The following is an 11,539-nucleotide window of genomic DNA, read 5'->3' as shown; positions in this document are numbered from 1 at the left end:
CTCACCACCAACGGTCCGGCTTGGCGACGAAGCCCGCCGCGTCTTCGAGGGCGCCCGCGACCTGGAAGACGGTCGCTTCGTCCAGGGCCTTGCCGATAACCTGCAGGCCCAGCGGCAGGCCCTCGCTGTTCAGTCCGGCAGGCACCGAAATGCCCGGCAGACCGGCCAGATTGGTCGTCACCGTGAAGACGTCGTTCAGATACATGGTCAGCGGGTCGATCTGCTTGTCGCCGATGGCGAAAGCGGCCGACGGGGTGGACGGCGTCAGGATGGCGTCCACCTGGCCCCAGACGTTGTCGAAGTCCTCGGCGATGCGGCGACGCACCTTCAGCGCCTTGACGTAATAGGCGTCGTAGAAGCCCGCCGACAGCACATAGGCGCCGATGGTCAGGCGGCGCTGGACCTCCTTGCCGAAGCCCTCGGCGCGCGAGGCGGCGTAGAGGTCGTCCAGCGACGAGAAGTCTTCGGCGCGATGCCCGAAGCGCATGCCGTCATAGCGCGCCAGGTTCGACGACGCCTCGGCCGGGGCCACGATGTAATAGGTCGGCAGGGCGTATTTGGTGTGCGGCAGGCTGATCTCGACGATCTCGCAGCCGGCGGCCTTCAGCCACTCGACGCCCTGTTGCCACAGCGCCTTGATCTCCTCGGACATGCCGTCGATCAGATATTCCGCCGGGACGCCGATGCGCAGGCCCTTGACCGACTGGCCGACGGACTGGGTCCAGTCGGGGGTCGGGACGTCGAGGCTGGTCGAGTCCTTGGCGTCAAACGAGCACATGGACTTCAGCAGCAGGGCCGCGTCCTTCACCGTCTTGGTGATCGGCCCGGCCTGATCCAGCGACGAGGCGAAGGCCACCATGCCGAAGCGGCTGGCGCGGCCGTAGGTCGGCTTGATGCCGACCGTGCCGGTGAAGGCGGCGGGCTGGCGGATCGAGCCGCCGGTGTCAGAAGCCGTCGCGGCCAGACACAGGTCGGAAGCCACGGCCGCGGCCGAACCGCCGGACGAACCGCCCGGCGTCAGTTCGGCGTCCGAACCCTTGGCCTTCCACGGGTTCTTCACCGGACCAAAGGCCGAGGTTTCGTTGGCCGAGCCCATGGCGAACTCGTCCATGTTCAGCTTGCCCAGCATGACCGCCCCGTCGCGCCACAGATTGGCGGTGACCGTCGATTCATACGGCGGCACGAAGCCGCGCAGCATGTTGGAGGCGGCGGTCGTCTGCACGCCTTCGGTGCAGAATAGGTCCTTGATGCCCAGCGGCGCGCCTTCCAGCGCCCCGCCCTCGCCCTTGGTCAGACGGGCGTCGGAGGCCCGCGCCTGTTCGATGGCCTTGTCCGCCGTCACCTCGATATAGGCGTTCAGCGTCGGGTTGGAGGCCTCGATATTGGTCAGGAAGGCCTGGGTCAGCTCTTCCGACGAGAAGGTCTTGGCCTTCAGGCCGTCGACGGCGTCGGCCAGAGTCAGCTTGGTCAGATCGGTCATGACTTACTCCACGACCTTGGGCACGATGAAGAAGCCGTCGGCGGATTTGGGCGCGTTGGACAGGACGTCGGCGACCTTGTCGCCGTCCGTCACCACGTCGTCGCGCAGACGCAAGGGTTGAGACACGTTGGAGGTCATCGGCTCGACGCCCTGCACGTCCACCTCGTCCAGCTGTTCGATCCACTGCAGGATGCCGTTCAGCTCCTGGGCCAGCGGCTCCAGGCGGTCCTCGGGGGTCTTGATGCGGGCGAGATGCGCAACCTTGCGCACCGTCGCGGCGTCGATGGCCATGCGGCCCTCCAAAGCATGAGAGTCTGAGGGGGCGGGATTAGCGTTTCAACGCCGGTTCGACAAGGATCGGGCGCCGCACTTCGTCCAGCTTGACCATGGCGACCAAAGGCCCCCTATCCTGACAGACCGCCCGCCGCGAAGATGAAGGCTCGCCTTACAAGGAGACCCGACCATGAAGATCACCGGCCCCCAAGTCCGCGCCGCCCGCGCCCTGGTGCAATGGCCGCGCGACCATGTGGCCCGCCTGTCCGGCCTGACGGTCGATATTCTGGCCGACTTCGAGCGCGAGAACGTCGACCCGGGCGAGGAGGCGCGCAGCCGCCTGCAGGCCGCGCTGGAGGAAGGCGGCGCCGTGTTCCTGGGCGAGGACGACGGCGGCCTGGGCGTGCGGCTGAAGTTCACGCGCAAGGAAGTCCGCTCGATCCGGCGCATGGAGAATGAAGGCGGGCCGGTCGGGGACGACGACGTGTGAGTTACTCCCCCTCACCGCTCATCCCGGCGGACGCCGGGATCCAGTAAGAGCCCACGTGCAGACGTTCGCAGATACTGCTCAATGCGGCCCAACCATCCGTTTGTCGCCAAAGCACTGGATCCCGGCGTCCGCCGGGATGAGCGGGAGTCAAAGGGCCTGCGCTTTGACACGCGCCTCATCTGGCCCTAACGCGCCCTCGTGCCTGTCTTTGACCTTTCCGAACTGTCCGCCGCCTGCCCGCCCAACACCCCGTGGCTGGGTCTGGATCTGGGCGAAAACACCATCGGCGTCGCCGCCTCCGACGCCGGGCGCATCATCGCCAGCCCGCTGGAGCTGATCCGCAAGACCAAGTTCAGCCAGGACGCCGAACAGCTGTTCAAGATCATGGACGGCCGCAAGGTCTCGGCGCTGGTCATCGGCCTGCCGCTGAACATGGACGGGACCGAGGGGCCGCGCGCCCAGTCGTGCCGCGCCTTCGCCCGCAATCTGGAACGGTTCCGGCCGGTCAACGTGGCCTTTCAGGACGAGCGGCTGTCGACCACGGCGGTCGAGCGTTTCCTGATCGACGAGTTGGACCTGACCCGCAAGCGCCGCGCCGATGTGGTGGACCGCACCGCCGCCGCCTGGATCCTGCAGGGCGCGCTGGACCGGCTGCGCCCCTGATATGGCGGCCATCTTTGCGGGCGTCCTGCCGGTCTTCCTGCTGCTGGCGCTCGGCTATGGCCTGAAGAAGTCGGACTATCTGCCCGACGCCGCCTGGCGGCCGATCGAGAAGCTGGCGATCAATGTCCTCTATCCCGGCTTCCTGATCCCGGCGATCTGGAACGCAGACCTTTCAGGATCGGCCGCGGGCGCGGCGGGCGCCGCCGCCGTGACGGTCTCCATCATCATCTCGACCCTGACCCTGCTGTCCAAGCCGCTGCTGCCCCTCAGCGGCCCGGCCTACACCAGCGTCTTTCAGGGCATGATCCGCTGGAACAGCTTCGTCTTCCTTCCAGTCGTGCAGGCGACGTTCGGGCTGGAAGGCGTGGGCCTGGCCGCCGTGGTCATCGCCGCCATGATCCCGGTCAGCAACATCCTGAGCGTCATCGTCCTGGCCAAATGGGGCGCCGACCAGCGCGGCGCTTCGCCCAAGGCCCTGTTCCGGGCGATGATGTCCAACCCCATCCTGCTGGCCTGTCTGCTGGGGCTGGCGTTGAACTTTTCGGGCGCGCCCAAGCCGCCGGGCGTGGCGGAGACGCTGCAGCTGCTGGGGTCGGCCGCCCTGCCGCTGGGCCTGATCGTGGCGGGCGCAGGTCTCAGCTTCCGCGAACTGGCGCGCACCCGCGTCACGGTCGGCGCCGTGGTCGTGGTCAAGATGATCTTGACGCCGCTGGCCATGTGGCAGCTGGCGCGCCTGTATGGCGGCGATGAGATGGCCCAGGGAATCGCCCTGCTGTGCGGCGCCGCGCCCGGCGCCGCCTCAGCCTATGTGCTGGCGCGTCAGATGGGCGGAGACGCGCCGCTGATGGCCGGGATCATCGCGGCGACCACGGTATTCTCGGTCATCGGCATCCCTACGGCCCTGCTGCTATTCCATCTGGCCTGAGTCCCGCCTATTACGGCGTCTCAATGACCCACGCAGCGCCTGTCACCGATCTCATCAAGGAACGGCTGACGCCGTTTCCTCGCGACCACTTCCTCGCCGCCGGAGATCTTCATCCGCCGGCCGCCTTGGCCTTGCTGGACCTGGCCGACGCCTTCGTCGACTTCAACAGGCAATCGGCCAAGGGCGTGGACCTGATGCGCGGCCAGACGGTCGTGAACCTGTTCTTCGAGAACTCGACGCGGACAAGCTCCTCTTTCGAGATCGCGGCCAAGCGTCTGGGCGCCGATGTCGTGACCATGCCGGTCGCCTCTTCCTCAGTGAAGAAGGGCGAGACGCTGATCGACACCGCCGTGACGCTGAACGCCATGAAGCCGGAGATTCTGGTGGTGCGCCATGCGTCTTCGGGCGCGGTGGACCTGCTGTCGCAGAAGGTCGGCTGCGCCGTGGTCAACGCGGGCGACGGCCGCCACGAGCACCCCACACAGGCCCTGCTGGACCTGCTGTCCATCCGCCGCGCCTTTGGCGACGTGGGCGGGCTGAGCATCGCCATCTGCGGCGACATCGCCCACAGCCGCGTGGCGCGCTCGAACGTCGCCCTGCTGCAGATGATGGGCGCGCGGGTCCGCCTGATCGGCCCGCCCACGCTTGTGCCCGGCGACGCCGACCGCTGGGGCTGCGAGGTCTTCCACGACATGAAGGAAGGCCTGGCCGGCTGCGACGTGGTCATGATGCTGCGCCTTCAACTGGAGCGGATGGCGGGCGCCCTGATCCCCTCGACGCGCGAGTATTTCCGCTTCTGGGGTCTGGACCGCGAAAAGCTGGCCTGGGCCGGCCCGAACGCCAAGGTCATGCACCCCGGCCCGATGAACCGGGGCGTGGAGATCGATTCCGACGTGGCCGACGACCTGAGCGTCTCCCTGATCCAGGATCAGGTCGAGATGGGCGTCGCCGCCCGTATGGCCGTTCTGGCCGCCCTCGCCCACCGCCGCGCGGGAGGCGCCGCATGACCGCCGCTCAACCTATCGCCCCCAAGGCTCTGGCCATTGTCAACGCCCGCCTGCTGGACCCGGCCAGCGACTATGACGGTCCCGGCGCGGTCCTGATCGCTGACGGCCGCATCGTCGAGGTCATCCACGGACAGGCGACCCAGCGCCCCGAGGGCGTGCAGATCATAGACGCCGAGGGCCGCTGCCTGGCGCCCGGCCTGATCGACATCCGGGTCAAGACCGGCGAGCCTGGCAACGAGCCCAAGGAGACGCTGAAGTCGGCCAGCCTGTCGGCGGCGGCGGGCGGCGTCACCACCATCGTCGTCCAGCCCGACACCGATCCGGCGATCGACGACCCGGCCATGATCGACCACATCCAGCGGCGCGGCGCGGCGCTGGATCTGGTCCACGTCCGCGCGGCGGGCGCGGCGACGCAAAGCCGTGACGGCGAGCGCATGGCCGAGATCGGCCTGATGCATGAGGCGGGCGCCCTTTATTTCACCGACGGCGACCGGGTGATCCGCAACACCCGCACCCTGCAACGGGTCATGAGCTACGCCGCCTCGTTCAACGCCCTGATCGCCTGCCGTCCGACCGAGCCGTGGCTGTCGGAAGGCGCGGTGGCGACCTCCGGCGAGCTGGCGACCCGGCTGGGCCTGTCCGGCGCGCCCGCCATCGCCGAGCGCATCCAGCTTGAGCGCGACCTGGCCCTGGTCGAGCAGACCGGCGCGCGCTTCCTGATCGACCAGATCTCGACCGAGGGCGCGCTGGAGACGCTGGCCCGCGCCCGTGCGCGCGGGCTGGAGGTCGCGGCCTCGGCCTCGATCAATCACCTGTGCTTCAACGAAATCGACATCGGCGACTATCGCACCTTCTACCGGCTGGACCCGCCCCTGCGCGCCGAGAGCGACCGGCAGGCCCTGGTCGAGGCGGTGCGCGACGGCCTGATCGACGTCATCACCTCGGCCCACTGTCCCGAACCGGCCGAGAACAAGCGCCGCCCGTTCGCCGAGGCCGAGCCGGGCGCGGTGGGTCTGGAGACCCTGCTGCCCGCCGCCCTGACGCTGCACCACGAATACGGCGTCGACCTGCTGGACGTGCTGCGGCCGTTGACGCAGGGGCCCGCAGCCCTGCTGGGGCTGGAAGCTGGTGAGCTGTCGCAAGGGGCGCCCGCCGATCTGGTGCTGTTCGACGCGGGGGCGCCGGTGGTGATCGACGCCGCGACGCTTCGCTCCAAATCGAAGAATTCGCCCTTTGACGGGCGGCGACTGCAAGGGAAGGTCTTGCTCACCGTCGTTTCGGGCCGCATCGTCCACGACGCACGTTAAGGGGAGCGAATCACTTGCAGGATCTGGCGGGGCCGGCGCTCCTTACGCTCGGGCTTGTGGCTATTGGCGGATACCTGCTGGGCTCCATTCCCTTCGGCGTCATCCTGACCCGCGCGGCGGGTGCGGGCGACGTGCGCAACATCGGTTCGGGCAACATCGGCGCGACCAACGTCCTGCGCACCGGGCGCAAGGATCTGGCTATCGCCACCCTGATCCTGGATGCGGGCAAGGGCGCGGTCGCCCTGCTGATCGCGCGGCATCTGCTGGGAACGGACGTCGCCGGCGCCATCGCCGGGGGCGCGGCCTTTCTGGGCCACCTTTTCCCGGTCTGGCTGGGGTTCAAGGGCGGCAAGGGGGTGGCGACCTTCTTCGGCCTGATCCTGGCCGCGTGCTGGCCGCTGGGCCTGCTGGCGGCGGCGACCTGGCTGATCATGGCGTTCGCCCTGCGCTACTCCTCGCTGTCGGCCCTGGCGGCGGCGGCGCTCACGCCGCTCTACGCCCTGCTGCCCCTGCCGGCGCTGGGCCTGCCTGCGCCTGCGCCCATCCTGGTCCTGGCGGTCTTCACCGCCGTGCTGATCTTCATCCGCCACCATGAGAACATCGGCCGCCTGCTCAAAGGCGCCGAGCCCAAGATCGGGGCGAAGAAGGCGTGACGCCCCTGTCGGAGGCAGAGCGTTTCGCCCGCCTCCGGCTCGCCCGGACCGACCGCGTCGGCCCCGTGGCCTTTTCCCAGTTGCTCCAGCGGTACGGTTCGGCCGAGCGCGCTCTGGACGCCCTGCCCGACCTGATCCGCAATCGGGGACGCTCTGGCTACGCCATACCTGCGCCCGACGCCGTCGAGGCCGAGCTTGAGGCGGGCGCCCGTATCGGCGCGCAACTGATCCTGTGGGGCGAGGCCGCCTATCCCGAAGCCCTCGCCGCCGTCGATCCGCCGCCGCCTCTGCTGTGGACCCTTGGCGACCCGGCGCTGATGCGGCGGCCCTGCATGGCCATCGTCGGCGCGCGCATCGCCTCGGCCGGCGGCCAGCGGATCGCGCGCGGACTGGCGCAACAACTGGGTGAAAGCGGTCACGTCGTCGTCTCGGGCCTCGCGCGCGGGGTCGATGCGGCGGCGCACCTTGGCGCTCTGGACACCGGCACGATCGCCGTTCTGGGCGGCGGCGTGGACGACGTCTATCCGTCCGACAACGCCGACCTGTATCGCCAGATCGCCGAGCGCGGGTGCATCGTCTCGGAAAGCCCTGTCGGCGCGCGGGCGCAGGCGCGCGACTTCCCGCGCCGCAACCGCATCATCTCGGGCCTGTCGCGTGGCGTGGTCGTGGTCGAGGCGGAAATCCGCTCAGGCTCGCTGATCACCGCCCGGCTGGCGGGCGAACAGGGCCGCGACGTCTTCGCCGTGCCCGGCTCGCCGCTGGACCCCCGCTCCAGAGGGCCGAACGAACTGCTGCGCCAGGGCGCTATCTTGTGTGAAGGGATGGAGGACATCGAGCGGGCATTCGCCTCTCTGCGAACCCTGCGAGAGTCGCCCGCTGATTCGCCGTTCGACGCCGGCCGACCTGACCAGATCGAAGACGACGTGCTGGAACGGGTAGAAGCCCTGCTGTCCCCCTCGCCGGTCAGCCGCGACGAACTGGCGCGAGCGGCGAGATTGTCAATCGCGGAAACAGCCGCCGCCCTGCTGGAGCTTGATCTCGCAGGGCGGGCGACCTTGCTGCCCGGCGGCATGGCCTCGGTCTAGGCAGGGGCGGTGCGGCGGGCCAGATCCGCCGCGTTTTCAAGAATGCCGGCCAACCGTTCGTCCCCGTCCCAGCGGGCCATGCCGGCCAGTTCCATAGCCATGGCGGCTACATATTCACGAACCGGATAGTCCGTCAGATCCGGGCTTGGCGCCTGGCGGCGTCGCTGTGCTGTTTGGCTCATCGTCAACCCTCCCGAGAACGCCTCAGAGGAACACAACTTAAAATGGTTTGCAAACTCGCGTTACCCGGAAAGGTTGCCCAACTAAAATGCGCCGATTGACTTCCGAGCGCGCCGCAACCACGTTCGCGCCCCCTTTTCCCCGATAGAGCGCCATGAATCTCGTCATCGTCGAGAGCCCCGCCAAGGCCAAGACCATCAATAAATACCTGGGCTCGGACTATAAGGTTCTGGCTTCCTACGGCCACGTCCGCGACCTGCCGTCCAAGGACGGCTCGGTGCTGCCCGACGATGATTTCGCCATGCACTGGGAGGTCGACGCCAAGGCTTCCAAGCGCCTGTCCGAGATCGCCGAGGCCGCCAAGGCCGCCGACCGCGTCATCCTGGCCACCGACCCCGACCGCGAGGGCGAGGCGATCAGCTGGCACGTTCTGGAGATCCTGAACAAGAAGAAGGCGCTGAAGGACAAGGACGTCCAGCGCGTCACCTTCAACGCCATCACCAAGTCGGCGGTGCTGGAGGCCATGGCCAACCCGCGCCAGCTGGATATGGAGCTGGTGGACGCCTATCTGGCGCGCCGGGCGCTGGACTATCTGGTGGGCTTCAACCTGTCGCCGGTGCTGTGGCGCAAGCTGCCGGGCGCCCGTTCGGCCGGTCGGGTGCAGTCGGTCGCCCTGCGCATCGTCGTCGACCGCGAGATGGAGATCGAGCGGTTCAAGGCTCAGGAATACTGGTCGGTCGAGGCCGACCTGATCGCCGACAGCCCGCCCTTCACCGCCCGCCTGGTCAAGCACGAAGGCAAGCGCGTCCAGCGTCTGGACATCGTGTCCGAGGCCATGGCCATGGCCGCGCGCGAGGCCGTCCATAGCGGCGACTTCACCATCAAGTCGGTCGAGAAGAAGCCGGCCAAGCGGTCCCCCGCCCCGCCCTTCACCACCTCGACCCTGCAGCAGGAAGCCGCGCGCAAGCTGGGCTTCACCGCCCAGCGCACCATGCAGGCGGCGCAGAAGCTGTACGAGGGCGTCGACGACACCGGCGGCCTGATCACCTACATGCGTACCGACGGCGTCTATGTGACGCCTGAAGGCATTGCTCAGGCGCGCGAGGCCATCGGCCAGCGTTTCGGCCCGGCCTATGTCCCGGCCGAGCCGCGCTACTACAAGACCAAGGCCAAGAACGCCCAGGAAGCGCACGAAGCCATCCGTCCCACCAACATCCTGCGCAGCCCCGACACCCTGCGGCTCGATAGCGACCTGCAGCGGCTCTATGAGCTGATCTGGAAGCGGATGATCGCCTCGCAGATGGAATCGGCGCGCCTGGACCGCACCACGGTCGAGATCGAGACCCCCGACGGTCAGACCGGCCTGCGCGCCACCGGCCAGGTCGTGGCCTTCGACGGCTTCATCGCCGCCTATGAGGAAGGCCGGGACGAGAAGCAGAAAGGCGCCGAGGAAGACGAGGACGAAGGCGGCCGCCTGCCCGCGCTGAAGGAAGGCGCCAAGGCCAAGGTCGAGGCGATCCGCACCGACCAGCATTTCACCGAGCCGCCGCCGCGCTTCTCGGAAGCCACCCTGGTCAAGAAGCTGGAAGAGTTGGGCATCGGCCGTCCGTCCACCTACGCCTCCATCCTGACGACCCTGCGCGACCGCGAATACGTCCGCATGGACAAGAACCGCTTCTTCCCAGAGGACAAGGGGCGGCTGGTCACGGCCTTCCTGGAGCAGTTCTTCGCCAAATGGGTCGAATACGACTTCACCGCCGCGCTGGAGACGCAGCTGGACGAGGTGTCGGCGGGCGATCTGGACTGGAAGACCCTGCTGCGCCGCTTCTGGCAAGACTTCCACGCCGCGACCCAGGCTGCGGGCGAGTTGCGCACCACGGCTATCCTGGATCACCTGAACGACGCCCTGGGCCCGCACATCTTCCCCGACAAGGGCGACGGGGCGGACCCGCGCGAATGCCCGGTTTGTCATGAAGGCCAGCTGAGCCTGAAGACCAGCCGTTTCGGCGCTTTCATCGGCTGCTCGCGCTATCCGGAGTGCAAATACACCCGCCCGGTGGCCTCGCCCGACGCGGCCGAGGGCGGCGCGGAGAGCGGCGACCGCGAACTGGGCGTCGATCCGGCGACCGGCCAGCCGGTGCATCTGAAGATCGGTCGGTTCGGCCCCTATGTCGAAACCACGCCGCCGGACGCGGAAAAGCCCAAACGCTCGTCCCTGCCCAAGGGCTGGACCCCGGCGTCGATGGATCTTGAGAAGGCGCTGCGCCTGCTCAGCCTGCCGCGCGACGTGGGCCCGCACCCCGAAGACGGCAAGATGATCACCGCCAGCCTGGGCCGCTACGGCCCGTTCGTGGCGCACGCGGGCACCTACGCCAATGTCGCCGACATCGAAGAGGTGTTCGACGTCGGCCTGAACCGCGCCGTGGCCCTGCTGGCTGAAAAGCGTGCGGGTCGTGCGGGTCGCGCCTCGGCCGCCGCGCCGCTGAAGGAACTGGGCGCCCACCCGGAAACGGGCGAGGCCGTGCAGGTCATGGCCGGACGCTACGGCCCCTACGTCAAGTCAGGCAAGATCAACGCCACCCTGCCCAAGGGCACGGCGCCCGAAGACATGACGATGGAGGCCGCCCTGCCCCTGCTGGCCGCCAAGGCCGGCGCCGCGCCGAAAAAGAAGGCGCCCGCCAAGAAGGCGGCTGCGAAGAAGCCTGCGGCCAAGAAGGAGCCCGCAGCCAAGAAGCCGGCCGCGAAGAAGGCTCCGGCCAAGAAGGCGGCTAAGGCCGCAGACGCGGAATAGAATCAAGCCCCCGTTCTCACGGAACGGGGGCATTTCCTGCTTCTGTTCCCATTACCGCTCATCCCGGCAGACGCCGGGACGAGCGGGTATTTAATCTACCGCCCCGCGACCAGCTCATTGCGAACGCGGCGCCCCAAAGGATCGCGCCCCGACCAGGTCTCGCCCACTGAGACTTCGATATAGGGCGTGCAGAAGCGCGAAATGATCATGCGGGGACGGATCTCATTCAGACAGATCTTGTCGTCCTCTTGCGCCCAGCGCGCCGTCAGACGACGCCCGTCTGAAAACAGGGCGCGATAGGCCCCGTCACGATCAAACCAGTGCTTGACCCAGTTGCCGTTGGGATAGTGGGAAACGACAGTATTTCCAAAGGTCGCCTGCATGGCTTCGACGCCCCGTCCGCGATCCGACGCCTGGGCGCCAAGCGGCGCGGCAAGCATCACCGCGATCAATACGGCTGTGCGCATACGATCTGCCTCTCCCTGTCTCCACGGCGGAACATACAGCCCGCAACGCCCTTGCCAAGCTGAGCCGTGCAAACAGAAATACTTGACTGACGAGTAGGGCTTTCCATATACCGCCTCAGGCTCGGAACAGGACTGGCGATGCGCGCCGCCCGCTCGCCCACGAGGGGCGGTTCCGTCAGCTAACGGCGTTTGCGAACGTTATCCTCCGTCCCTTCAGG

Annotated in this window: 12 protein-coding genes; 8 read left to right on the top strand and 4 right to left on the bottom strand. The window is 68.0% G+C overall.

Going from position 1 to position 11,539, the window contains the following annotated elements; all coding sequences use genetic code 11:
- Nucleotide 1 precedes the first annotated feature (1 nt).
- Nucleotides 2–1,480, bottom strand: coding sequence for an Asp-tRNA(Asn)/Glu-tRNA(Gln) amidotransferase subunit GatA (gene gatA, locus ACLBV5_RS01615; RefSeq protein WP_447604628.1), 1,479 nt, complete (start codon nucleotides 1,478–1,480; stop codon nucleotides 2–4).
- Between the two features lie 3 nt (nucleotides 1,481–1,483).
- Entirely contained in the window at nucleotides 1,484–1,771 is a 288-nt protein-coding gene (gatC, locus tag ACLBV5_RS01610) for an Asp-tRNA(Asn)/Glu-tRNA(Gln) amidotransferase subunit GatC (RefSeq protein WP_447604627.1), read from the bottom strand.
- Nucleotides 1,772–1,943: 172 nt separating this feature from the next.
- On the opposite strand from gatC, the gene ACLBV5_RS01605 reads away from it, so the two are divergent.
- From ACLBV5_RS01605 to dprA, 7 genes are all read left to right on the top strand, one after another.
- Nucleotides 1,944–2,243, top strand: coding sequence for a DNA-binding protein (locus ACLBV5_RS01605; protein ID WP_134580889.1), 300 nt, complete (start codon nucleotides 1,944–1,946; stop codon nucleotides 2,241–2,243).
- A 198-nt stretch (nucleotides 2,244–2,441) separates the two neighbouring features.
- A complete protein-coding gene (ruvX, locus tag ACLBV5_RS01600) occupies nucleotides 2,442–2,906 on the top strand; it encodes a Holliday junction resolvase RuvX (RefSeq protein WP_134580891.1) in 465 nt (154 codons plus the stop codon).
- Nucleotide 2,907: 1 nt separating this feature from the next.
- Nucleotides 2,908–3,831 carry an AEC family transporter gene (locus ACLBV5_RS01595; protein ID WP_447604626.1) on the top strand — a complete coding sequence of 308 codons (924 nt, stop codon included), beginning with the start codon at nucleotides 2,908–2,910 and terminating at the stop codon, nucleotides 3,829–3,831.
- Between the two features lie 23 nt (nucleotides 3,832–3,854).
- A complete protein-coding gene (locus ACLBV5_RS01590) occupies nucleotides 3,855–4,838 on the top strand; it encodes an aspartate carbamoyltransferase catalytic subunit (RefSeq protein ID WP_447604625.1) in 984 nt (327 codons plus the stop codon).
- Complete coding sequence (gene pyrC, locus ACLBV5_RS01585) at nucleotides 4,835–6,145, top strand: dihydroorotase (RefSeq protein ID WP_029972485.1); 1,311 nt, start codon at nucleotides 4,835–4,837, stop codon at nucleotides 6,143–6,145. Before ACLBV5_RS01590 ends, pyrC begins: the two co-directional genes overlap by 4 nt.
- A gap of 14 nt (nucleotides 6,146–6,159) precedes the next feature.
- Nucleotides 6,160–6,798, top strand: a complete 639-nt coding sequence (gene plsY, locus ACLBV5_RS01580; protein ID WP_303682806.1) for a glycerol-3-phosphate 1-O-acyltransferase PlsY — start codon at nucleotides 6,160–6,162, stop codon at nucleotides 6,796–6,798.
- Complete coding sequence (dprA, locus tag ACLBV5_RS01575; RefSeq protein WP_447604624.1) at nucleotides 6,795–7,883, top strand: DNA-processing protein DprA; 1,089 nt, start codon at nucleotides 6,795–6,797, stop codon at nucleotides 7,881–7,883. The genes plsY and dprA overlap by 4 nt, the downstream gene beginning before the upstream one ends.
- Here the strand turns inward: dprA and ACLBV5_RS01570 are convergent.
- On the bottom strand, nucleotides 7,880–8,065 hold the full coding sequence (locus tag ACLBV5_RS01570) for a hypothetical protein (protein ID WP_134580910.1): 186 nt from the start codon (nucleotides 8,063–8,065) through the stop codon (nucleotides 7,880–7,882). The genes dprA and ACLBV5_RS01570 overlap by 4 nt on opposite strands.
- 152 nt (nucleotides 8,066–8,217) lie before the next feature.
- Here ACLBV5_RS01570 and topA point away from each other — a divergent pair, with 152 nt between their 5' ends.
- Nucleotides 8,218–10,854, top strand: a complete 2,637-nt coding sequence (gene topA, locus ACLBV5_RS01565; protein ID WP_447604623.1) for a type I DNA topoisomerase — start codon at nucleotides 8,218–8,220, stop codon at nucleotides 10,852–10,854.
- 95 nt (nucleotides 10,855–10,949) lie between these two features.
- Here topA and ACLBV5_RS01560 read toward each other — a convergent pair whose 3' ends face one another.
- Nucleotides 10,950–11,321: a hypothetical protein gene (locus ACLBV5_RS01560; protein ID WP_025977130.1), complete on the bottom strand. Its 372-nt coding sequence runs from the start codon at nucleotides 11,319–11,321 to the stop codon at nucleotides 10,950–10,952.
- Between the last annotated feature and the right edge of the window lie 218 nt (nucleotides 11,322–11,539).

The sequence above is a fragment of the Brevundimonas sp. M1A4_2e genome (genome assembly GCF_053345555.1).
Note: the sequence above shows the minus strand (reverse complement) of the source record. Positions and strands in the feature narration are given on the sequence as shown.

What these genes read in the sequence shown, in the direction of transcription:
- gatA (WP_447604628.1), bottom strand. Translation starts at nt 1,480, where the DNA reads ATGACCGATCTGACCAAGCTGACTCTGGCCGACGCCGTCGACGGCCTG.
- gatC (WP_447604627.1), bottom strand. Translation starts at nt 1,771, where the DNA reads ATGGCCATCGACGCCGCGACGGTGCGCAAGGTTGCGCATCTCGCCCGC.
- ACLBV5_RS01605 (WP_134580889.1), top strand. Translation starts at nt 1,944, where the DNA reads ATGAAGATCACCGGCCCCCAAGTCCGCGCCGCCCGCGCCCTGGTGCAA.
- ACLBV5_RS01595 (WP_447604626.1), top strand. Translation starts at nt 2,908, where the DNA reads ATGGCGGCCATCTTTGCGGGCGTCCTGCCGGTCTTCCTGCTGCTGGCG.
- ACLBV5_RS01590 (WP_447604625.1), top strand. Translation starts at nt 3,855, where the DNA reads ATGACCCACGCAGCGCCTGTCACCGATCTCATCAAGGAACGGCTGACG.
- pyrC (WP_029972485.1), top strand. Translation starts at nt 4,835, where the DNA reads ATGACCGCCGCTCAACCTATCGCCCCCAAGGCTCTGGCCATTGTCAAC.
- ACLBV5_RS01570 (WP_134580910.1), bottom strand. Translation starts at nt 8,065, where the DNA reads ATGAGCCAAACAGCACAGCGACGCCGCCAGGCGCCAAGCCCGGATCTG.
- topA (WP_447604623.1), top strand. Translation starts at nt 8,218, where the DNA reads ATGAATCTCGTCATCGTCGAGAGCCCCGCCAAGGCCAAGACCATCAAT.
- ACLBV5_RS01560 (WP_025977130.1), bottom strand. Translation starts at nt 11,321, where the DNA reads ATGCGCACAGCCGTATTGATCGCGGTGATGCTTGCCGCGCCGCTTGGC.